Origin of the sequence: Labrenzia sp. R5_0 (assembly GCF_017743835.1) — a bacterium.
Classification (GTDB): Bacteria; Pseudomonadota; Alphaproteobacteria; order Rhizobiales; family Stappiaceae; genus Roseibium; species Roseibium algicola.
This window is the reverse complement of the sequence record NZ_JAGHRK010000005.1, coordinates 174,572-197,215: the sequence shown is the minus strand read 5'-3', so window position 1 is coordinate 197,215 and position 22,644 is coordinate 174,572. Positions and strand designations below refer to the sequence as shown.

The 22,644-nt window shown below is 57.8% G+C and carries 19 protein-coding genes; 10 read left to right on the top strand and 9 right to left on the bottom strand.

The window, feature by feature from the left end; genetic code table 11:
- Window positions 1–89 precede the first annotated feature (89 nt).
- Window positions 90–797 carry a GntR family transcriptional regulator gene (locus J7447_RS24310; RefSeq protein WP_209171205.1) on the bottom strand — a complete coding sequence of 236 codons (708 nt, stop codon included), beginning with the start codon at window positions 795–797 and terminating at the stop codon, window positions 90–92.
- A 175-nt stretch (window positions 798–972) separates the two neighbouring features.
- On the opposite strand from J7447_RS24310, the gene J7447_RS24305 reads away from it, so the two are divergent.
- The 6 genes from J7447_RS24305 (at window position 973) to J7447_RS24280 (ending at window position 7,791) form a co-directional block, all read left to right on the top strand.
- The gene (locus tag J7447_RS24305; RefSeq protein WP_077294005.1) at window positions 973–2,010 is read left to right on the top strand and encodes a C-terminal binding protein; all 1,038 of its coding nucleotides are present in this window, start codon (window positions 973–975) and stop codon (window positions 2,008–2,010) included.
- Between the two features lie 84 nt (window positions 2,011–2,094).
- Entirely contained in the window at window positions 2,095–3,111 is a 1,017-nt protein-coding gene (locus J7447_RS24300) for a TRAP transporter substrate-binding protein (protein ID WP_286189532.1), read from the top strand.
- A gap of 231 nt (window positions 3,112–3,342) precedes the next feature.
- The gene (locus J7447_RS24295; protein WP_022999512.1) at window positions 3,343–3,939 is read left to right on the top strand and encodes a TRAP transporter small permease subunit; all 597 of its coding nucleotides are present in this window, start codon (window positions 3,343–3,345) and stop codon (window positions 3,937–3,939) included.
- The gene (locus tag J7447_RS24290; RefSeq protein WP_055660624.1) at window positions 3,932–5,260 is read left to right on the top strand and encodes a TRAP transporter large permease subunit; all 1,329 of its coding nucleotides are present in this window, start codon (window positions 3,932–3,934) and stop codon (window positions 5,258–5,260) included. Before J7447_RS24295 ends, J7447_RS24290 begins: the two co-directional genes overlap by 8 nt.
- A gap of 36 nt (window positions 5,261–5,296) precedes the next feature.
- Window positions 5,297–6,904, top strand: a complete 1,608-nt coding sequence (locus J7447_RS24285) for a GMC family oxidoreductase (protein ID WP_209171203.1) — start codon at window positions 5,297–5,299, stop codon at window positions 6,902–6,904.
- Between the two features lie 38 nt (window positions 6,905–6,942).
- On the top strand, window positions 6,943–7,791 hold the full coding sequence (locus J7447_RS24280; RefSeq protein WP_209171202.1) for a fumarylacetoacetate hydrolase family protein: 849 nt from the start codon (window positions 6,943–6,945) through the stop codon (window positions 7,789–7,791).
- Window positions 7,792–8,028: 237 nt separating this feature from the next.
- Here the strand turns inward: J7447_RS24280 and J7447_RS24275 are convergent, their stop codons facing one another.
- The 3 genes from J7447_RS24275 to J7447_RS31560 all read right to left on the bottom strand — a co-directional run bounded on the left by J7447_RS24275 (window position 8,029) and on the right by J7447_RS31560 (window position 11,558).
- On the bottom strand, window positions 8,029–8,466 hold the full coding sequence (locus tag J7447_RS24275) for a hypothetical protein (RefSeq protein ID WP_209171201.1): 438 nt from the start codon (window positions 8,464–8,466) through the stop codon (window positions 8,029–8,031).
- A gap of 247 nt (window positions 8,467–8,713) precedes the next feature.
- Window positions 8,714–8,902 (bottom strand): integrase core domain-containing protein, encoded by a 189-nt coding sequence (locus J7447_RS31565; RefSeq protein WP_353653814.1) that lies wholly within the window; start codon window positions 8,900–8,902, stop codon window positions 8,714–8,716.
- A gap of 13 nt (window positions 8,903–8,915) precedes the next feature.
- Window positions 8,916–11,558 (bottom strand): autotransporter domain-containing protein, encoded by a 2,643-nt coding sequence (locus J7447_RS31560; RefSeq protein ID WP_209171200.1) that lies wholly within the window; start codon window positions 11,556–11,558, stop codon window positions 8,916–8,918.
- Between J7447_RS31560 and J7447_RS24265 the strand changes: the two genes are divergently transcribed.
- Window positions 11,551–11,772, top strand: a complete 222-nt coding sequence (locus tag J7447_RS24265) for a hypothetical protein (RefSeq protein WP_209171199.1) — start codon at window positions 11,551–11,553, stop codon at window positions 11,770–11,772. The genes J7447_RS31560 and J7447_RS24265 overlap by 8 nt on opposite strands.
- Before the next feature lie 379 nt (window positions 11,773–12,151).
- On the opposite strand, the gene J7447_RS24260 is transcribed toward J7447_RS24265, so the two are convergent.
- Complete coding sequence (locus tag J7447_RS24260) at window positions 12,152–12,349, bottom strand: hypothetical protein (RefSeq protein WP_209171198.1); 198 nt, start codon at window positions 12,347–12,349, stop codon at window positions 12,152–12,154.
- 100 nt (window positions 12,350–12,449) lie between these two features.
- On the opposite strand from J7447_RS24260, the gene J7447_RS24255 reads away from it, so the two are divergent.
- The gene (locus tag J7447_RS24255; protein ID WP_055661078.1) at window positions 12,450–12,692 is read left to right on the top strand and encodes a WGR domain-containing protein; all 243 of its coding nucleotides are present in this window, start codon (window positions 12,450–12,452) and stop codon (window positions 12,690–12,692) included.
- A gap of 80 nt (window positions 12,693–12,772) precedes the next feature.
- Here the strand turns inward: J7447_RS24255 and J7447_RS24250 are convergent, their stop codons facing one another.
- A complete protein-coding gene (locus J7447_RS24250; RefSeq protein ID WP_209171197.1) occupies window positions 12,773–13,924 on the bottom strand; it encodes an RHE_PE00001 family protein in 1,152 nt (383 codons plus the stop codon).
- Window positions 13,925–14,177: 253 nt separating this feature from the next.
- On the opposite strand from J7447_RS24250, the gene J7447_RS24245 reads away from it, so the two are divergent.
- Window positions 14,178–15,359: a tyrosine-type recombinase/integrase gene (locus J7447_RS24245; RefSeq protein ID WP_286189530.1), complete on the top strand. Its 1,182-nt coding sequence runs from the start codon at window positions 14,178–14,180 to the stop codon at window positions 15,357–15,359.
- Between the two features lie 1,991 nt (window positions 15,360–17,350).
- On the opposite strand, the gene J7447_RS24240 is transcribed toward J7447_RS24245, so the two are convergent.
- Complete coding sequence (locus J7447_RS24240) at window positions 17,351–18,145, bottom strand: IclR family transcriptional regulator (RefSeq protein WP_209171195.1); 795 nt, start codon at window positions 18,143–18,145, stop codon at window positions 17,351–17,353.
- 372 nt (window positions 18,146–18,517) lie between these two features.
- Between J7447_RS24240 and J7447_RS24235 the strand changes: the two genes are divergently transcribed.
- Entirely contained in the window at window positions 18,518–20,620 is a 2,103-nt protein-coding gene (locus tag J7447_RS24235; protein WP_209171194.1) for a TonB-dependent receptor, read from the top strand.
- A gap of 144 nt (window positions 20,621–20,764) precedes the next feature.
- Here the strand turns inward: J7447_RS24235 and J7447_RS24230 are convergent, their stop codons facing one another.
- Together J7447_RS24230 and dhbA are read right to left on the bottom strand one after the other, a co-directional pair.
- A complete protein-coding gene (locus J7447_RS24230; protein ID WP_209171193.1) occupies window positions 20,765–21,808 on the bottom strand; it encodes a methyltransferase in 1,044 nt (347 codons plus the stop codon).
- A gap of 73 nt (window positions 21,809–21,881) precedes the next feature.
- Window positions 21,882–22,637 (bottom strand): 2,3-dihydro-2,3-dihydroxybenzoate dehydrogenase, encoded by a 756-nt coding sequence (dhbA, locus tag J7447_RS24225; protein WP_209171192.1) that lies wholly within the window; start codon window positions 22,635–22,637, stop codon window positions 21,882–21,884.
- Window positions 22,638–22,644: the final 7 nt, after the last annotated feature.

The following is a 22,644-nucleotide window of genomic DNA, read 5'->3' as shown; positions in this document are numbered from 1 at the left end:
CCTCGCTATTAAGGTCATGGCGCCGCGACTATCGCCGGGCTTGTCGCAAGCGCTTAGCCGCAAAAATTGCGGCTACTCACCGAAGGCAGTCATCCCTGACTTTGAAGAAGCAATTCCTGACACTCCTGGTCCGAGCGCAGCTGTGCCTTCTGGCGGATCTGGGTGTTGGTATCCGGCAGGGCCAGGGATCGATTGATGATCAGGATATGCTCTTGCAGGAGTGCGTGAGCGGCGTCGAATTCGCCTTGATCGATCAGGTCGCGCATGCGGGTGTGCTCGGCGTAGGAGCGGTGCCAGTAGTCGCCTTCGCCTGACTGAAGGCGTGCTCTCAGCGCGGCCAGAGCAGTTGCAGTCAGATCATAGGCCTTTTCAAGATACCTGTTTCCGGCAATTTGAAGAATGACCCGATGAAACGCACTGTCGGCCGTGCTGTAACGCAGCCGGTCGCCACTTTCTATTGCGTGGTCCATCTGGGAAATGGCGGCGGACAACTGTTGCACCAGCCCACTTCGGTTCCGCTCCAGCGCCATCTGGAGAGCTTCCTTTTCTAGCATGGCCCGGAATTGGCTCATTTCCTCGACGTCTTTTCGCGAAGGCGTAAACACGTAGGTTCCAGCCTGTGGGACAATGGTCACCAGACCCATGTCACGCAGTTCCATGAAGGCGGCTCGAACCGGTGCCTTGCTCATCCCGAGCGCTCTTGCGATTTGCTCTTCCGAGAGCCGCTCACCGAATTCAAATTTACCGGACACGATCGCATCGCGAATGCGCTCGCTGGCTTCCTGGGTTAGCGACACTCTCTTCTCCTCGCATCCACCTGGCTCACTACACCACGGTCTAGCAGACCTGTAATCGCCAAAAACCTTGCTTTTTTCATAGTTTCAAAAATTTGTTTGACATTCGAATAAATTCTAGAATTCTAGAAGAGCCAATGCAAACACAAAATGCACTTTGAAGTTCAAGAGGTATTTCATGTCCCGCCTGCGTCTCCTGACCCCTGATGCCCAATACCCAGACGATGCCTTGATCGAACGGGCCACGGCGGGTGACGATGTGGACTGGGATATTTACCGCGAGCGCTCTCCCGAGCAGTTGCCTGAAGAGGTTCTGCGGTCGTGTGATGCGATGGTGGTCTGGCATGAAATGCCGGTTTCACCCCAGCTCATTTCAAAGCTGGACCGGTGCAAGATCATTGTGAGAGCCGGTGTCGGATTTGACCACATCGACCTTCAGGCAGCCGCCAATGCAGGCATTCCGGTGTGCAATACACCGGACTACGGCACCAGCGAAGTTGCCGATCATGCCATTGCCCTGATGCTCACCATGCGGCGCGGTATCGCCAGCTATCATCGCAACCTCATGCAATCGCCCCAAGACGGGTTTGACCATGCCCGGGCGCCACTGCTGGCGCGCTTGCGCGGCAAGACGTTCGGCGTGATCGGCCTCGGACGGATCGGCATTGCCACGGCGCTTCGGGCCAAGGCCTTCGGCATGCGCGTTCTGGCATATGATCCGCTGGTGTCGCGCGGTACCGAGATCGCCGCAGGCGTGGACCGGTGCGACCATCTCGAAGAGCTGCTGTCCCAAAGCGATGTTGTCAGCCTGCATTGTCCGCTGACGGCGGAAACCCGCAACATGATCAACGCCGAGCGACTGTCGATGATGCAGCCGCACGCAATTCTGATCAACACGGCACGCGGCGCGATCATCGACGTGAACGCGCTTCTGGACGCCTTGCGACGGCAAACGATCGCAGGTGCCGGGATCGACGTGCTTCCGGTCGAGCCGCCTTCCAAGTCCGATGAAATCGCCCTAGCCTATGCCAATGGGACCGATCCGATCGTCGGCGAGCGCTTGTTCGTGACGCCCCATGCGGCCTGGTCCAGCCCGGAGAGCGTCGCCGACGCGCGGCGCCTTTCGGTGGAAACGGCCATGCAGTTCCTGCGCGAGGGCCGCCTTCGCAACCTCGTCAATTCGCCGGTCACGCCAGCCCTCAGCGGGGCGGCCTGACGCAAAGCTCCTGCGGGACCTGCAACCCGCAACATGATCCGAGGACATGGGATCACCAAACATGTCCAATTCAGGGAGGAAAGTATGAAAGTGACGTTTTTCAAGACGTTCATCGCAGCGTGCATGCTCAGCAGCACCTCGGTCGTCGCACAGGATTTCGAATTGACATTCCAGTCGGTCGATCCGGCCGGAAACCCGAACTTCGCCATCCAGCAGGCCTGGACAGAACGTGTAAAACTGATGTCCGGCGGCCGGTTGTCGATCGAGCTTCTGCCGGTTGGTTCGGTTGTCGAATACAATGAAACCCAGGACGCAGTCGGCAATGGCATTCTGGACGGCCACATCACCGACGTCAGCTATTTCTCCGGCAAGGATCCTGCGTTCGGGCTGATTGCAAACCCCATCGGCGCCTGGGCGGCGCCCGACGAAATGTTCCGCTTCATCAACTACGGCGGTGGCTATGAGCTGATGAACGCGCTTGAGGGGCCGTATGGTCTTCATTTCATCGGCGCCACCACCACGGGGCTTGAAGGTTTCGTCTCCAAACGTCCTCTGGACGGGGTCGATGACCTGAAAGGCCTGAAGGTACGGGCCCCGGAAGGCCTCATTCAGGAAGTCTTCGCGGCCGCCGGCGCGGTTCCGGTCAACCTGCCCTATTCCGAGGTTTACACAGCGCTCGACAAGGGCGTTATCGACGCTGCGGATTCCACCGTCTTTTCAACCAACCACCAGCAGGGCCTGCACAAGGTTGCCGAACATCCTGTCTATCCGGGGTTCCATTCCATGCCTCTGGTGGAAGTTTCCATGAACCTCGACAAATGGAACGCCCTTCCCTCTGATCTTCAGGAAATCCTGACAGTCTCCGTTCGTGACTTTGCGCAGGATGCGGTTGCCATCTTGTCGATGAACGACCTGAAGACCTATGCGGAAGCGACCGCAGACCCGAACATCACCGTTCACAACTGGTCGGCAGAAGAACGGGCGAAGTTCCGCAGGATCGCGATGGACCAGTGGGCCAAGGTGGCAGCGCGCTCCGACAATGCCCAGAACGTCTATGAGACCCTGACCTCCTATCTCGACAGTCAGGGCATGTTGAAGTGACACATGTTTTCGGGCGCTGCCTCAGCGCCCGAATTCCTCCTTCGAACTTTTGATAAGCCACAACCGGCAAGCAGCCTTTTGAAGGCGTTGGCTCGGACATATGCGTTCGGGAACCGGGCAATCGCGTCAGGCCCCGACACGCTGCCACCTGCCGACCGGTTTCAGGGGACGAACGGTAACGTCCCTCGTCGTTGTGGTTGATCCCCCATTCTCAGACTGGAGTGGCTGTCCATGCCTCTGCCGCCAGAACGTGCCCCAGTGCCGGATCAGGCCGAACCTCTTGTGCCGGCTCAGGAATATTTGCCTGAATCTGGCCGATTGGGTTGGGCCATCACCCGCCTTGCCCGATTGTTCGCGGTTGGAATCATCATCGCCATGGCGGTGCTGGTCGTCGAAATCTTCCTTCGATATGTCTTCAACTCGCCCACTATCTGGGCGCATGAAACAACCACCTTCCTCAGTGCCGTCACCTTCATCTTCGGTGGTCTTTTCTGTGTCGCTCGCAATTCGCACATCCGGGTCGTGCTGATTTACGACGTGGTCAGCCGGCGCGCACGCAGGGTTCTGGATGTGCTGATTTCCATGGCCAGTCTGCTGGCGTGCCTGTTCTTTGCCTGGGCATCCTGGCTCATGGTCAAGAAAGCGATGTTCCGTCCGGATGGGTCCTTCTTCCTGGAAACCAGCGGCAGCGCCTGGAACTCACCCGCGCCGGCCCTCCTGAAGATCTTCCTGCTCGTGGTGATGGTCACCATGAGCATCCAGTTCCTGATCCTGACGGTGAATTACCTGCGCCGACCACTCCGGACAGGGGGAGACAGCGATGCTTGACCTTCTCGATTTTGGTCTGAACCTCAAGGCACTCGGCATCGGTTGGGGCACATTGGTGATGTTCGCCCTACTGGTCGGACTTCTTCTGACCGGCATGCCACTTGCCATGGTGACCTTGTTGGTTGCCCTTCTTTTTGCAGTTGGCTGGTTCGGACCGATGGCCGTTCCGTTGATCACCAGCCGCGTCTACAGCTTTGTCTCGTCCTTCGTCTTCATTTCAGTGCCCATGTTCGTGCTGATGGCGGCGATCCTCGACCGGTCCGGCATCGCCAGGGATCTGTTCGACGCGATGAAACTCGTCGGCGGACGGCTGCGTGGGGGCGTGGCGGTCCAGACCATATTCGTGGCTGTTATCCTGGCTGCAATGAGCGGCATTATCGGCGGGGAAATCGTGCTCCTGGGTCTCGTTGCCCTGCCGCAGATGCTGAGACTTGGCTATGACCGCCGCCTGGCAATCGGTGTTGTCTGCGCCGGTGGTGCGCTCGGCACAATGGTGCCTCCGTCCATCGTTCTCATCATCTACGGACTGACAGCAAACGTCTCTGTCGGAGACCTGTTCACCGCGGCGTTCGTCCCGGGCTTCATGCTGGCGGGGCTTTATATCGCCTATATCCTGTTCCGTTCGTACACCGATCCCAAGGTCGCGCCTCCCCCGCCTGAAAAACGGATCTCGCTTTCAGAACATCTGCCCCTGCTGCGCGGCCTGGTCTTGCCGATGGCGGTGGTGTTCGTGGTCCTGGGTTCGATCTATGGCGGCATCGCCTCGGTGACGGAAGCCTCGGCCATCGGGGTCGCCGGCGTGATCGTGTCGACCATCCTGCGGCGGGAGTTTTCCTTCTCCATGTTGCTGGATGCGTCGATGCACACATTGGCAACCGTCGGCATGATCATGTGGATCGGCATCGGTGCCAGCGCCCTGGTGGGCGTCTACAACCTGATGGGCGGCATCCGTTTCATCTCCCAGCTCATCACGGGCATATCCGACAATCCAACCGTCATCATCCTGTTCATGATGCTCATCCTCTTCATTCTCGGAATGTTTCTGGATTGGGTCGGGATCGCACTTCTGACGATGCCGATCTTCGTGCCCATCATCAAGGAACTTGGCTATGACCCCGTCTGGTTCGGCGTCTTGTTTGCCATGAACATGCAGGTGTCTTTCCTGACGCCACCTTTCGGACCAGCCGCCTTCTATCTGAAGAGCGTGACACCACCCGAGATTTCCCTCGGAGAGATCTTCCGGTCCCTGGTTCCGTTCATCGCTCTTCAGGTCATTGCGGTAGGGCTTTTGGTGATGTTCCCGGCCCTCGCACTGCACTGACGCACTTCCCTCAAGAATGGCAATCGAGACGACCTCATGAGACGCAGGTTAGACGGCGAATACGACTACATCATCATAGGAGCCGGAACGGCCGGATGCGTGCTTGCCAATCGCCTTTCGGCAGATCCGGCCAACAGGGTTCTGCTTCTGGAAGCGGGCGGCAAGGATAGCTACCCCTGGATCCATGTTCCGGTCGGGTATCTCTACTGCATGGGCAATCCGCGTACGGACTGGATGCTTCGCACGGTAGCCGATCCGGGGCTGAACGGCAGATCCCTCGCCTACCCGCGGGGGAAGGTCCTCGGCGGATGCAGCTCCATCAACGGCATGATCTACATGCGCGGTCAGGCAGCCGACTACGACGGCTGGGCGCAGATGGGAAACACCGGCTGGAGCTGGCAAGACGTGCTGCCCTACTTCGTGCGGTCCGAGGACAGACCGGACGCGGATGGCAGGCTGCATGGTGCGGGCGGAGAGTGGAAGGTCGCGCGGCAGCGGCTGAGATGGGACCTCCTGGATGATTTCCAGAGTGCCGCAAGCGAAATGGGCATTCCCCGAACGACCGATTTCAACGCAGGAGACAACGAAGGCGCAGGTTATTTCGAGGTCAACCAGAAAGGCGGCCGCCGCTGGAGTTCTGCACGGGGCTTTCTGAAACCGGCGCTGAAACGCGGCAATCTTCGGCTTTTGACCGGTGCCACAGTGAAGCGGATCATCCTGGACGGCCGCCGCGCGACGGGCGTTGCCTTCAGTTGCGCAGGACAGGAGCTTATAGCCACGGCCGGAAAAGAAGTCCTCCTTGCGGCGGGAGCCGTTCATTCTCCCGCGCTGCTTGAACTGTCAGGTATCGGCCGGCCGGAGGTCATCAGGAAGGCCGGCATAGATGTGGTGCATGCCCTGGATGACGTTGGCGAGAACCTCCAGGACCACCTTCAACTGCGCATGGTTTTTCGAGTCCGCAATGCCCGGACCTTGAACCAGGTCGTCAATTCGCTCTCAGGCAAAGTGTCGATGGCTGCCCAATATCTTTGGTCGCGGTCGGGTCCGCTTTCCATGGCGCCCAGCCAATTCGGCATTTTCACCCGCAGCAGCCCGGACGTGGCGACGCCCGATCTGGAGTATCACATTCAACCCCTGTCGACCGACCGGCTCGGCGAGCCTCTGCATCCCTATCCGGCCGTCACCGTTTCGGTCTGCAATCTCCGGCCGGAAAGCCGCGGCACGGTTCATATCGCTTCCGACAGCCCTGAAAGCCCACCGAAAATAACAACGCGCTATCTGTCCGCTCCTGGTGACAGGACGGTTGCACTCAGGTCCCTGCGTCATGCCCGCGCGTTGCTGACCATGCCTTCCTTGAAAAAATACGAGCCGGAGGAAGCTCTGCCCGGCCCCGACGTCCGGTCCGATGAAGCGCTCATGCGTGCTGCGGGCGACATCGGGACAACCATTTTTCATCCTGTCGGAACCTGCCGGATGGGCGTCGATGACAAAGCCGTCGTCGACCCGGAACTGCGGGTGCGCGGCATCGATGGACTGCGTGTCGTGGATGCTTCGATCATGCCGCGCATTGTTTCCGGCAACACGGCATCACCCGTCGTGATGATCGCCGAGAAAGCCGCGGACATGATCCTGCTTTCTGCCTGACAAAAATTCCCCAAGAAACAGAACCACGAGGATTTCACATGAAGTTTCTTCGCTTTGGCCCATTGGGCCAGGAAAAACCGGGCTGTGTTGATGCCGAAGGCCGCATCCGGGACCTGTCCGCTCACATAAGCGACCTGACACCTGAAACACTCACAAAAAGCACCCTTGCTGCCCTGAGTGCCCTGGACACTGCAAAGCTGCCGATCGTGGATCCGGACGTGCGCCTTGGCGCTTGTGTGGGGGGTGTCCGGAATTTCTACGCTGTCGGGTTGAACTATGCCCGGCACGCAAAGGAAACAGGCAATCCAAATCCCTCCGAACCGGTGCTGTTTTCCAAATCCACCTCATGCATCAGCGGTCCGAACGATCCGATCATTTTGCCGAAGGGATCGGAAAAAACCGACTGGGAAGTCGAATTGGGTGTCGTGATCGGCAGCGAATGCCAATACGTTCCAGAGCAGGACGCGCTGGAAATGGTCGCCGGCTATTGCCTCATCAACGACGTCAGTGAGCGGTCCTATCAGATCGAGCGCGGTGGCCAGTGGATCAAAGGCAAATCCGCACCAAACTTTGGCCCGATTGGTCCCTGGCTGGTCACACGGGACGAGATCCAGGACCCGCAGGACCTTCGATTGACGCTCTCGGTGAACGGAGTGATGCGCCAGGACAGCTCAACCGACGACATGATTTTCACCGTGGCGAAAATCATCTCCTACATGTCCAATTTCATGCGTCTGATGCCCGGTGATGTCATTGCCACTGGAACGCCGGAAGGCGTAGGCCTTGGACTCGATCCGCCGCAGTTTCTCAAGCTTGGTGACGTTGTCGATCTAAGCATCTCCGGCCTTGGGACACAGCGACAAACCGTTGTCTCCCAGCCGGCTTGATTGACCGGCCGCCTATCAAGTCTTGCCAGGCGCAATCCCGTCGCGGTGTCACTCTTGGCCAGACTAAAGCATATTGGACGCCGTCCGGATGTGGCTGAGAAGCCTCCGCCTTTGGCGGTGTTCTTCCCAGCCACTTATCCGATACTTCGGCCCCTAGTCCTCCGAGTGATTTGTCGAGAGCCGTTTTTGCGGTGCCATTTGATATTGCTGCAGTAAAAGTTATCCTTTGCTCACCCATTATGAATTACTCCAAATCTTCAAAATATCTTCAATGTCTGTAGAAACGCGAAGAATTTGAATTCCGCTCTTAAATTCACGTCCTCCGTCAACAACAAGTAAATAGACAAAAATTCCATTTCCATCTGTTCCAATAAATTGAAATATCAATTTTTCAACTATTGGAGGCCGCTCTTCTCTCATGAATATTCTGCACTTATCAAATCCATCCGGCTCGTATTCCTGTAGATCCGATACCAATTTTTGAATTTCTTGACCATTTTCAACTCTAATATTCTCTTTGATGATCTCATTGACGTCTTGATATGTCCCACTCTTGAAGGCCTCCAGTACCCCGTTGACTGCACCGGCCCAATCTTTCCCGTTCACGGTGCAAGCAAGCGTAGGGCTAGACCAAGTCATGCAAATCAAAAAACCAAGTAATAAAACCTTCTTCATGGGCACCTATTTCTGATTAAGTTTATAGTCTTCTGCACTTAACAGCACTTGCGAATTGATTATCAAATTCCCCCGCCTGCACCGAGGCAAAGTCGTACAGCCTCTCCTCGGCCAGCGGCTCGTCCACCCCCGGCACAGCATAGATATCAGCCCGACACGCTCCGGTGCGACCATGGCCTTGTCAAAGATTGCTCTTGCCTTGAATTCAGAAAACCGAAAATCGCGAAAGATCGTCCTGAGATGCGCCTCACGCGCCAGGTGTATGCCGGTGCGGCAATCGGTTTCCGAGCCGACCGCAAGCCGCGAGATTGTCCGGGGATGAGTGGTGTCTGTTTCGGTTGTGGTCACCCTTCCGCGAGGTGATTTGAGATCGGGACTCGCGGAGCGATGTGAAGAGTGTGTCGTTGAGGTATTCGTCCCTGAACGCTTTCGTCAAGAAGGTGACCGACCTAGAAACGGAACGTCAGGTTAGCCTTTAAATCATGCAATGCACTCTCTCCGGAGAGATAGCCGCCATAGGCAACACCGAACGTGGTGTTTTCAGCGAGGTCGATGTCTAGCCCGGCATCGACGGTCAAGACATCGCGTGCGATAGGCGCGCCCCAAACCGTAAAGTCCGCGCCACCTGCAAAACTATTTTGGACCGACGGGTTCAAAGGTCCGAAGGCGTGCTGCCAGCCGAGGCCACCATGAAAATTCACCGCCGCCTGGTCGAAGTTGACAACACCAGCCGCACGCAAGCCAAGGGTCGTGAATGTAGCTGAAGAGGTCGCGGCATTGACCGTCAGGGCGGCTGCGCCGCCGCTCTCGGTGAAACCGTCCGTGTGCAGGTTGACATGGGCCAGCCCCGCAAAGGGCTCGAGCGCATAGGCACCGAGAGCAATCTCGTACCCGGCTTCAGCGAAGGCCTGGAGGGTTCGTCCGGTATAGTCCGCAGACAGGCTGTCGGAGAAATTGCCGACGGTGACATCGCGGTCGGTGTCGATGCCATGCCAGGAATAGGAGCCGCCGAAGCGCAGGGCCAGCGCGTTCACGCTAGTGGAGCCGTAGGCCCCGAATAGATAGCTGTCCACTTTCGACGTGGACGAGCGCGCATTCTCATCGACATTTGCCCTCTGGTATCCGCCCATCAGGCCGAGATGCACGGCATCGCCCAGAACACCGTCGGCCCCAGCCAGGAAGCCGCCGCTGGAGCTGGAAAGACCCGCTGTGTTTCCTGTCGAGGACCAGTCCCCGAAACCGCCGATCGCGGTCATCCAGAGGGCGCTGCCCGCAGCGGAAAAGCTGTCCCCATAGGTGGCGGTTTGCGCTGTGGCACCCCCCGGTTCCAGGTCTACCGCGCCCATATGGGTCCTGACGGCACGGCTTCGGTCATAGGCGGCATTGCGCAGGAACCGTGCATCCTCGATCACAACCGTTGAAAGAGACGCGTGGATTTCGCCCGACAGGTCATCAAAAGCGGCGCGTGCGCCCGAAGCACTTTGCGAGATAACGGCGTCATAAAGGCTGGACCCGGTGCCGAGATCCACGATTGCAGACGCCGTCTTTGTCTGATTGAGGGTCTGCGCGACACTTGTCAGGCCTGCGGCGTTACGGGTCAGCGTAAGGTAGACATTCAGCGTGTCGTAGCTGAGCGCTCCGTCCAGGAAGGCGAAGTTTTCGCTCAAGGACCCGAAGGTTCCGGTAATCCCACCAGTCGCGGTCAGGATGGTGTAGGTCGATACAGCGGCATAACTGGAACCATTGTCAGTGCCGTTTTCGGCCAACACGGTGACGGAGGCGCCACTATCGAGAGTTGCTGTGCCCGTTGCGGAAATCAGGTCGTTGTTCGTTCCAGCCGTCGTGCCGCCGTCATTGACCTCGACCTCGTAAACCGAGCCACTCGCGAAATTGACATCGCCGGAAACTGTTGTCGTGCCGATGGAATTACCCGGTGCGAATGTGCCGCCAGATTGCACAACGACAGACCCGACTGTGCCGGAACCGCCGAGCTTGCCACCGCTGACGGTCACACTGGCATTCGTGATCGTGCCATTCACGGACAAGGTCCCCGCATCAAGGGTCCATGACTGTGCGGCAGTGTTGCTCCCGGTCAGTGTCCAGGTGCTGCCGCCGGTCTTCTGAAATATGCCAAAACCCTGATACTGCGCACTGGCACCGATCTGCGATACGTCAAAGCTGCTGTTGGTGCCCCCGCCAAGACGCAAGGTGTCGGCAGAACTGAACGCACTGACGTTGCCAAGGATGTTGGACCCGGCCTGCAATTCCAGGGTGTTGGTCCCGCCGGTGAAACTGATGGCATCGGCGCGTGTCGCTCCATCGCCCGAGAGACCACCGGCGATGGTGCCGCTATTGTAGATAGTGAGACTGGATCCAGAAACGCCCGCTCCGCCAACGCCGGCTTGACCCGCCGTACCAACATTTGTTGTGCCCGCTGCACCACCATTGCCGCCGGTAATCGAACCCGTGTTCGTGACAACGAGGTCGGATGCCACGATGCCCGCGCCACCATTGCCACCATCGCCACCGTTGCCATAAAAAAAATCGTCACCTTGTCCTGCGCCTCCACTCCCGCCAGCGCCTCCCGCAATAGTGTGCCCATTCAGCAAGACGTTTGACGTAGTGACAAAATCCAGCCCGATCCCACCACTGCCGCCATCGCCACCCCTGCCGCCGCCCTGTCCCCCTCGACCGCCTGCACCACCAGTGCCTCCGGTCAAGGTAGCATTGTTGGTCAGCGAAAGACTGGATCCCGTGATGACCGTGCCGTAGCCACCTGCACCACCGCCGCCACCGCCACCGATATTCCCGGTCGGCCCCCCTACCGGAAAGCCCCCGCCGTTCCCGCCGTTTCCACCGTTCCCGCCGGAAAGCGTGCCGGAGACCGAGACAACTGCACCATGTGCACCGCCACCGCCGCCACCACCGCCCGTTCCTCCGCTATTCACGTCGCCGCCAGCAACCCCATCCGCTCCCGGGGTTAAGCCGCCAGCACCGCCAGCACCACCAGCACCGCCAGCACCAGCTCCACCAGCACCGCCTGTCACACCAGCACCGCCACCGCCACCACCAGTGACGATGCTAATGTCCACGACTCCGTTGCTGCCGCTGTCACCCGCAGCCGTCGCACTGTCGCTTCCTCCAGGAACCCCCGTTGCAGCGCCCCCGCCTCTGCCGCCGTCCGCGAATGCGGGCGTTACCAAGACCAACGACAGGGCCAGTCCGACTGGCATAGCCATTCTTGTGCTGCAGGAAGCGGACCGCATGGCAAGCTGGCTCACCTGTGGGCGCAGGTTTCCGAGTTGAGTCGAAATGGAGGATGCTCGCCCTGCAGCAGGGGCCACGCAACGATCTGAACTCTTTACACAGCCCATGGATTGGTCCTTGTAGTCGGCACTTCCGCACGATTCAAAAGGTGAGAAAACGATATATTCAACGTTACAGTGCTGGCTCCTGCGATCCGTCGTAATTGACGGTCACATCGATCGGCTAGTCTCCGACGGAAATGGCTGTCTTGTGTACGCCGGCGTCATCGCCTCTGAAATTCGGAGCGTGCAGGAGCAAACTGTCATCAATTATCTCTCCAGAAAATGCCGGGATCACGATGAAATGAAGCTATTTATTGAGACGCATAATTCGAAATTAAGATATCAGTAATTGAGTTTGTGACAATCGTCGCGTGTAATTATTTTGTACTTTCCGCTGCCGTTTGAGCGCGTTCAGTTGGTCTGCCTTCACACCACATTACTGTTTGGGTCACCGCCAGCAGCTTTTTTCGTTTATAGCGTTCGCGCAATGGCACAATGGGAAGCCGTGGCTGCTGCATGCGTTCAAAAGAAATGTGCTTCAGGCATTTTCGGTCAAACAACATGACAAAGCCCATTTAAGGTTCTCCATCTCCCATCATCCATTTGAATCCGTTCCTTCGCATCGATTCCAATCATTCATTGGACCGCTGTTCGGAGATCTTCGACACTGCGGTCATGGAACCAGATGACGATCTCCTTCTCCTCAAACGCGTGGACCCGGGCCGGAACATGAACCGGTTCTACCACCTGTCGGTCGAGCCCACCCTGTTCGGCGGATTTGCGGTTCGCCGGACATGGGGACGCCTGGGCACCTGGGGTCGAACGCGGCTTGATCTGTTTGCGGATGTGTCATCGGCTCTGGCACATCAGCAGAAGCTGGCGGCACAAAAGCATAAGCGCGGGTATCGCCCGGAATGAGGCTGTGGCGTTGTGCCTGATCCCAGACCCCAGACCCCTGTGTCACGGGATCTTCCTCGGGCAGATCACTCAATCAGATGTCACAGGATACCCCAGGCCCTGTATCTGTCTCGGCCTGTAAGCTCGCGGGGGAGCGCGGGGCCGAGTTGGCGGATCATGCGGTCGACGGCGGCGGCGGTGACGCCGAGGTCCTGGCGGGCCATGGGAATGGTCACCAGGGGCCGGGACAGGAACATCCGGGCAAACTCCGGCAGCCTCGAGTGGCTTCGGCAAGACTGGCAATGGCGTGCCAATTGCTCCTGGGCAATCGATAGCCGGTCCAGCTGATCCATGGTTTCCTGGGCGGCTTTTTCAAAACCGGACAGGAAGCCGGCGATGCGCACCTGGAACGTGTCCTTGCGGCGCCAGCGAAAGGGCGACTTTCGCAATCCCGCTGACAGGCTTGGCAAATGAGACATGGTCACCTGTGTTTTCAGGAAGACAGCCGACAGCAGGCGGCCAAGTTCCGGCCATCCGTCCAGCGGCTGTAGGACCTGCCATGCATCAACCAAAATCGCCGCCGCCAGAACGGGCGGTAATGTCAGGACTTCAGCTTCCTTTTTGACAGTGAGCCAGTCGTCCAGACGGTCCCCCCGTTCCGAAAACCGAGAGAAGTGTATGGAAGGTATGTCTCCGGATTGGCGGGACGAGACAGGTCTTTCCGGGACGGTTCCCTGTGCCAGCTGTCTGGAGCGTTCAAGTACGGCGTCGATTTCGGCAAAGAGATTTTTTTCCGTATCGGTAATGTCCTGTTGGGCCGAGGTTGAGGCGGCAGGTCTCCTCCCCTCCCCCGAGTTTCTGATTGTCGTTGTCTCGAACTCGGCGTCATCTGTCGGCCGGCCTACAAGTGTCAGAAGACCGTCCCGGCTCAAGATACTGTCCGGGGGTTGCCGGTCGACCCGTCTGCGGAGCGCCAGGAACCTGGCGGCCCGTGTCAATTCGTGGGTGGGCGCGCGTCTGTCGGTGCCGGCGTCGTGCAGGACAAGGTCCTCCAGATGAACAAGGTCTCCATCGAGGGCCATGGAGGCACAGGTCTCAAACAGGTGGGACCGGCTGCGCACACCGTCTTCCAGCGCGGGTGTCCGGCGCAATCTCTCGTCGGCTCGGGTCAGTGACCGGCTGGCGCGATCGAGCGGGTCGGCCAGATCGAGCCAATCCAGTGATTTCAGGGACTTGTGGAGGTCGTAAACCATTGACATCGGCTGATAATATTTCATTAACGATAATCAACAAGCAAAAAAGTATCATTACATGGATATCTGTCAACTCAGGATCATAAGCAATGATAATTAAAGCTTATCGATGGTTAGACTTTTTAGCGACCTCATGCTAGACATTGGCCCCTCTGTCCCAACCCGCAAAAGCCTGTCAGCCATGCCCGAAAGCCCTCTCCCCGCGCCCCGTCTCTCGTCGCAGCCCGCACGGAACGAGGCTGCGGATCAGACAATGCGCGACAAGATAGAAACCCTCGACACGTTGTCCGCCATTCTGCCAGCCCTTGCCGGGTCAGACCGGGCAGAGCAGCTGGCCCGGCTTTTGACCGATGAGGACATCGACACCCTGCGCCACCTTGCCAGGGAAGGCATGGGCGAGAATTCGCTGCGGGCTCTGACCTCCGACTTTTCCTATCTGGAAGGCTGGTGCCTGGCGGCAACCGGAAGCCCCCTGCCCTGGCCCGCGCCTGCGCCGCTCATTCTCAAGTTCATTGCCCATCACCTGTGGGACCCGGACAAGAAGTCGTCTGACCCGTCTCATGGCATGCCTGACCACGTGGCGCGGGCTCTGGAGGCGCAGAAGCTCCTTAGAACTCAAAAAAAGTCAGAAAACCTTCGGCCCCCGCATGCTCCGGCGACTGTGCAGCGGCGGTTGGCTTCCTGGTCGACCTTGCATCGCTGGCGGGGTCTGACGGGAGACTTCTCCGCGGCGGAAGTGCGCTCCGCCATGCGTCTGGCTGTTCGTGTCGCCGACCGGCCGCGCGCGCGGAAAAGCCGCAAGGCGATCACGGCCGATTGTCTGGAGCTGCTACTCGCGACATGTGACGGCACGGACTACGCCGCACCTAGCCTGATGGACATTCGCGACAGGGCCTTGCTGCTGGTCGGGTTTGCCTCCGGTGGCCGCCGGCGGTCCGAGTTATCCGGAATGCGGTTTGGTCAGATCACCTGGGAGGACTTTTTGCCTCTGGACCCGCGTGTTCCGGATAGCGACCTCCTGCCTGCCGCCAGCCTGCGACTGGGGCGCACCAAGACGGAAGAATCTTCTGACGACAATTCGGTTCTTCTGATCGGCCGGAGTGTCGATGCGCTGAAGGCCTGGCTGGAAGCGGCCCAGATTCAGGAAGGGGCCGTCTTCCGCGCGATCGATCAGTGGGGCAACCTGAAATCCCGCGCCCTCACTCCGCAATCGGTGAATGCCATCGTCAAGAAACGCTGTGCACTTGCCGGACTGGACCCGCAGGACTTTTCCGCGCATGGCTTGCGCTCAGGCTTTCTGACAGAAGCGGCCAACAGGGACATTCCGATCCAGGATGCCATGCTGCAGTCCCGGCACAGGTCCCTCGCCCAGGCGTCCAGCTATTACAGCGATGCCGGGCGCAGCAGACGGCGGTCGGCCAGATTGTTGGGGTGATGTTCAACGCGAGGGAAGCTCATGAGGGAGATCCGGGCAGGTCTTGAAAGTGGCCCGTCCGGATCATTTCTCCTCAATCATTAGCTGATCCATCAGTCGAGTTGAACTCCTTAAAAAACAGTTAATAAACTCTCATATTCCCTTGCGGCATACAAGCGACGAGAGGTTGTTGTCATGGCTAGGTTGCATCCATTTCGTGTTGTGCAGACTTCGGCTGGCTCTGTTTGCTGCGAGGTCGTTCCTGGGGCTGGCGTTTTGCATTGCTCGGGCTGGCGCGCAATTTTCCAATGTTGTTCAGCGAGGCATGATCATTGAGCGTAATGATTGGTGTGCGCCATTGCAGTGCATGCCACTCATGCTGCTCGCTTGAATTCTGTTCGCAGGGCCGGCCGGTCAGGTCGATGCTATCAAGTCTGCGATCATCTCTCAGAAAACAGGTCGTCCTATTCCTGTCAGGCCGGTTGCACAATTTCAGCAGCTAGCGTTTGCAGGACATGTATCTGGCAGCGCCTAAATACGTGGCAACTTACTCCCCTCTTCATTCGGTCCATTCTCTTCAAGATTTCGTTCGGATGGGGGAAGGCTGATTGGGGAAGCAAACAGGAAACTGAAGTTCGTTCGCATAGCCACAGTGGGTTTCACCAAAGCGGGTTGAGCTATATTGGGCCAACAAGTAAGCCGTCGGCTTGGTTGCTGCTTGAGTAGCCGGTTCATTTGTTTCCGGTCTGAAAATACTTAGTTGTGCGATGCCGGAGAGCTCGCGGAGAGGCTCGGCTAATTGATTGCTTTTTGGGATTTGCTAGTTGCGCGAAACGGCCTTTAGCGCAGAGGGTTCGTTCTGTGGGTATAGCGCCCTCCCTAGATGCGATACGCTTCTTAGCTTGAAGAAGTTTTCTTTAAGCGCCGCGTAATTTTCGTTGGTCTAATGAGCTCCGGTCGGGAGTCCGGTTGCTGCCATACAAGCGGTTTGTCGTTCAGCATCGAATTGAAGCTGCCGAATGATTGAGCTCTTTATTGACACGTGGTTTGCGGAAGGTGTTGCGGAGCACTCATTGGTGGATGGAGCGTTAGACGGGGTGGCGCTGGAGGGCCAGATGTTCCGGTCGTTTCGGCTGGACGCATTGTGAAAAGCGGTGGCGTGTGTCTCTGGCCAGATGTCTCGTTACTTTCATCGTTCGGCGTTACCTCCCTGCCCGCTCCATTTTTGTCCTGACCCGCTTCAAGAAAAGAGAATATCGAGACAGTCCGCGCGAGCCGATGCTCGTTATGCCAAGGACCAACTTTTCGTCCGATGCCTTGTCCGGCTTGAGGTGTTTTTTGATCTCTGTTTTCTTGAATTTGGTGGCGCGACGGTCTGGTTCTGAGAATGCTCGCCGGAAACCAGGCGGAGGCTCTGTGATAGGGCTTTCTTTTGAGCGTCCAAGGCCTGGCGAATATAGATAGCCATCTGCAATGTGTTGCCTGTGCAGAAATTTCGGAAGTGCCAGGTACACATGCGTCGACGCATCATTACGTTCGCAAGCGTTTCAGACGCTGGCATGGGCAAAACTTGTGAATATAGCAATTGCTATATCAGCTGATTTTTCCGGGTGTGGGGTGTGGCCCTTCAGTGTTAAAAGTCGCTCCGCTAGAAATTATAGCAATTGCTATATTTGACTGGTGCCGCGCTGATCGTTCGTAGAGGCACAAAGAGCCTGACGCAAATTTCGTCGATTGTCCGGCTATAATCGTGGTTTGTAATGCATGGGTTTCAGGCAAAATAGTCCTGCGATGCATGGCAAAAATACACGGCAAAAATTTGGGTGAACGCCCTATGACGGCGGTTCGTCAGATGCCAGGGCCTGTCTTCACTCCCGAAGATTTTTCTGGCCGATTGGGCAACGAGTGCCAGGTGGGCTTTTAGATGGTCGCCGGCTTTTTAATTGGAGCCGATCTGGCCAAAAGCTTTTTGTGAGCCTGCTGTATTGCAAATCCCCGGAGAGGGGAGGGGCTTACAAACCCGTGAACGCATCCAAACCACCAGTTTCCCGGGCCGCTTGCCGGGCGCAGTCGAACAGAGCCTTTCTATCCTCGGGCTTGTGCATGAGACCGAGATTTGTGACCGTCGTCATGACGCAGGCAATCTCCTGCTGTGCATCAAACACCGGCACGGCCTGTCCCGTAATACCTGGTAGCAGGTGGTCGGTCAGTTCGGCCCAGCACTCGGCGCGAACGGTCTCGAGGATTTTACGCGAGGGTGGTTTGCCTCGGAAATGAGGGGGCTGCAATTTCCTGGCAACGTTGATCTGGCTTTCGGGAAGGAATGCCTGGAAGACCAGACCGCATGCGGAATTGTCGACCGGAAGGACGTCACCAAGTCCAACGGAACTGATCGAAAAAAGTGCGCTCCGATACCAGCGCACGACTGTTGGGCCACGCTCGGTCCAGATGGCGATGCCCGCACTTGCAGCGTAGCCACTGGCGAGTTGCTTCGTGTGCCTTGCCGCGATCTCTACAGGGTTTACACGTTTCAAGGCGCCAATGCCGATACTCAACGCGGTCGGGCCAAGATCGTAGTGCCCGGTCTGGGGATCTTGCATGACGAGCCCCTCCTTCACCAGGCTTTGAAGGTATCGGTGTGCAGTCGGGCTGCCGGTGCCGGCCTGTTTGGCGATGACGCCAAGTGCCATGGCTTCGGAACCATTGGCCAGGATGTTCAAGAATCGCGTGGCAATGGAAACGGATTGAATGTTACCGGAGCGTTTGGGTGATTGTCCGGTCGTTTCGCCATCTGCGTCTTCACTCATTGCCTGGCACCTTAATCGACTGATGCCTGGATTCGTCGTGCAACCAATCTGAAAATTTCGACAACGCACACCCCTCCCATCTCACCGACAGGGTATTTGGCAACCGTTGCAAGTTCAATCGTGAATGCAGCAGATTTTCCGTTCAAATTCAGTTTGTTGACTGAAGGTGTTGCCGGTTCGCCACATTTATTTATGAGTTTTATACTCATGTTGAAATGTGTAATGAGTTCTGTATAGTGAAATTCAGTTGATCCGGTCACCGGCGGCTGGGGCAAGCATGAGCCGCAACCGGTGACAGGGTCGTCTCTCCCCAACTGCTCGTGGGCAAGGCTTTTCCAGCTCGCGCAGTCATAAACTCATCAGGATCAAGAGATGAAACCGACTCGTATTGCGACGATGCTTGGCAGCACCGCCGTGCTCACCGTTTCACAGATGGTTACCAGCATCGCATGGGCTCAAGATGCAGGAACCGGAACTGCTGCTGACGTAACTGTCCTCGATACGATCCTCGTGAGCGGCGAAAAGATTTCGCGCAGCCTTCAAGAGACGGCCAGCTCGGTTGAAATCATTACGGGGGAGGATCTGGAAACACGGCCGGATGAGGAAAATGTCCAGAGCGCCATTCAGGACGTTCCCAACGTCTACTATCCCGGCACGGCAGGCGTTGCGCCGATTATCCGCGGGCAGGATACGCAAGGGCCGAACACTGGCGCGGTCGCGTTTTATTCAGGTACCGTTCCTCGGGCGTCCATCAACATTGACGGTCACTACCAGACCTATTTCGAAACGGTGTTCGGTGCGACATCGATCTGGGATGTGGACCAGATCGAAGTGTTCCGGGGCCCACAGACAACGTCTCAAGGTGCGAACAGCATCGCTGGTGCGATCATCGTCAAGACCAAGGATCCCACGTTCACGCCGGAAGGTGCGCTGCAGGCTGAATACGGCAGCTACAACACTCACCGTGTGTCAGGCATGCTGAGCGGACCGCTGAGCAGCCAGCTCGCCGCCCGTGTCGCGCTGGACTACTACGGCCGTGACACGTTCATCGACTATATCAATTCAAGCTTCACGGATGACGAGACCAACCTCGACATCATGTCCTTCAATGGACGGGCGAAGTTGCTCTATACGCCTGACGCCATCCCGGGTCTGACGGCAAAGCTCACCTATGCGACCGCCCAGAACAATCAGCCGACATATGAAGCTGCGACAGTCCAGCCCTACGACCGGCTTGAAAACAGCCAGGCAAACGTACCGAGCTTCTATTCCCGTTCACACACCGGGATCGCCGACCTTTCCTATGAGTTCGAAAGCGGAATTGTCGTCAGCAACGTCACCCAATACACCGATCTGGAAGTGAAGCGGAGCGTCGAAACTGTCGGCAACGGCGATGCGACCATCGACCAGCAGAACTGGTCGAACGAGACCCTGGTGAACTTCGGAACCCAAGACAGCACTTTCAGTGGTGTTGCGGGCCTTTATGCAGCTCACACACAGTCAGACGAAACCCTGCTCTTGCCCTTCAACGGTTCGCCGGATTTCGAGGATTCCAAGACCAATCTGGGTGTATTCACCGAGATCGATTACCGGATCAGCGATGCCTGGACCCTGACAGGCGGCTTGAGGTTCGAGAGCGACCGGATCAAGCGCACCGGCCTGTCGTCGACGGTTGCGCCCAGGCCCGTGGATTTCGATTACGACGAGACCTTCAACGCGCTTCTGCCGAAGATTGCACTCGCCTACAACATCACGCCGGACGTTACCGTGGGCGGCCTTGTCAATCGTGGTTTCAATCCAGGTGGTGTTGCCTTCGACTTCCTGAATGGACAAGCCCTGCCGTTCAAGGCGGAGACGTCCTGGAACTATGAAATTTTCGGCCGTGCCAATCTTCTGGACGACAAACTGTTTGTGTCCGCAAACCTGTTCTACACCGACTATCACGACTCCCAGCGTTACTTCCAAACGGTGTTGCCTGGCAGCAGCGTGACGCAGCTCCTCACCTTGAACGCGGAACGGGCCCACGCCTATGGTCTTGAAGTGGCGATGAGCTACCAGGTCCTGGACAATCTGCGTGTGAATGCCAATGCCGGTGTGCTTCAGAGCGAGATCTCCGAATTCGACACGCTGCCGTCGGTCGAAGGCAATGAATTCGGCAAGGCTCCGGGCTATATGCTGGGCTTTGGTGTGGACTGGAGTGTGCTGGAAAACCTGACCCTCTCGGCAAATGTCGAGCATTTCGACGGGTACTATTCGGACGATCTCAACACGCCGGCTTTCCAGGTCGATCCCTATACAATCGCGAATGCACGGGCGACCTACCAGGTTCACGATCATTTCCAGCTTTATGGCTACGTGAACAATATCTTCGACGAGCGTGTTCCGACCTATCTCGAGAACCGGCCTGGTGTCGCTTCCTTCGCCACCATGACGGCACCGCGCATGTTCGGCATTGGTGCGAAGGCAACGTTCTAAATCAGTCTTCACGAAACAATTCTGCCGGCGGCACGGGGTTCCCCAGCCGCCGGCAGAACATTGATTGCTTAAGAAACTTAGCCGTTTAAATATCTATCTGACGCGAGCCGATTTTCCGCGTGAGAGGGGAGGGGAGTGGCTGCATCAACCTGCCAGCCTGAATTCCAGGATGCTGACGGGGCTGGCCGTCGGTGTTATGGAAGAAGTCTCAAAACCTGCCTTCGCCAACAGTTCGGTAAATTCTTCGGCCGTCCGCTCCCTGCCACCGAGCTGCGTCATCATGAAGATATCCTGGGACGATCCGCGGGCGTCGGCAGCAGCGTCGCTGGTCATCATGTCGATCAGGTAAAGGCGCTCTTTTCCGCTCAGGGATTGGCTGGTGTTCTGCAGGATGGTGATCGCAGCTTCATCGTCAAAGTCATGGAAGACCCGGCTGAACAGATAAACATCGGCACTACCTGGTACATGCTCGAAAAAGGATCCGTATTGAGTAGTTGCCCGGCCGTTTGACCGCATCTGCTCGAACAGCGGATCGTGGTCTTCGACACCGCGCGGAAGCTCGAACAGAGTTCCCGTGGTTTCCGCGTTCCTGTCCAGAATTTGTGCCAGAAATGACCCGTTGCCGCCGCCGACATCCATGATCCTGGTTCCTGGTGCGAATGCCAGTTTGTCGACGACGACAGCACCGATGCCTTTTGAGGCCCCGTTCATCTGGTCGTCGAACCGTTTTTGCGCGGCCTGATCCTGTGCGTGCCAATCGAAAAACGCGGAGCCATGGGCCAGATCGAAGGCAGTCTTGCCGGTTCGCAGTTGTTCGGTCAGGTTTTCCCAGCTTCGCCAGAGCAACGGGTCGAGTTCACAGGCCACCCAGTTGCGCAGGCTCTGCGGATGCCCCGGCACGAGGTGGCGGGTGACAGGGGAGGGGAGGTAATGCCCCTGGGCATCCAGGGAAATCACCTCTTCATTGACCAGGTGCCTGAGCACTCGTTCCAGGAGACGGTGCTTTGTTCCAGTGATTTCCGCAAGCTCTCCCAGCGATCTCGCCCGCTCGACCAGGAGGGCGGGTATCCCGAGCTCGACAAGAGCACGAATACATTGAGACGTACGATATGCCGTGATCTGTGCCATCAGCTTGAAGGGCGGCACGGGGGCCGGTTGTTCGGAAGGTGTGGGAGCTGGTGCTGTCAATTTCGCAATCCTTGTAAATGAAAATTTGCCGGAGGGTCCGGCTCAATGGAGGGCAGGGGAGGGGCGCTGGCTGTTATGCGCCCAGGGTCGCGCCTCCATCGACCACGATGTCCTGCAGCGTGATGTGCCCGGCCTTGTCGGATGCAAGAAACAGCACCGTCTCGGCAATATCATCGGTCGTAGCTACCTTTTGCAGTGGAATGCCGAGTTTGAACCGATCCGGTTGGCCCGCGACCAGCTGCCTGTAGCCGGATTTTCCACCCGCCATCTCGCGCAGCATCGGCGTATCGGTCGAACCCGGCGAGACAAGGTTGCAGCGGATGCCGAAGGGCGCGAGTTCCAGACCGATGCAGTGGCTGAGGCTCGCCATCGCCGCCTTGGACGCGCAATAGGCAGTCATGCCCGTGCGCGGCACATGCGCCGCGTTGGAGGCAATGTTCACGATCGCCCCGCTTTGCCGTTCCTTGAACACCGGTATCCATTGGCGCAGCAGGTAGAACGGTCCGCTGACGTTGACGTTCATACAGGCCTGCCAATCCTCTAGCGACAGATCCTCCGCCGCCCCGGTTCGCAGGACACCGGCGGCATTCACCAGGATGTCCGGGTACCACCGGTCCGTCATGAGCCCGCTAGAGATCTTTTCAACCTGACGGGCATCGGCAAGGTCGGCTGTGAGAATGCGAAATGGCAGGGTGTTGTCGCCGGCCTGTCTGTCGAGACCAAGGACCGTGGCACCCTCGTCACAAAACCTTTCGGCGATGCGCCGACCGATGCCGCTTGCGGCACCGGTTACGAACACGCGCTTGCCTGCGAACTGCCGAGTTGACATGTCGGAG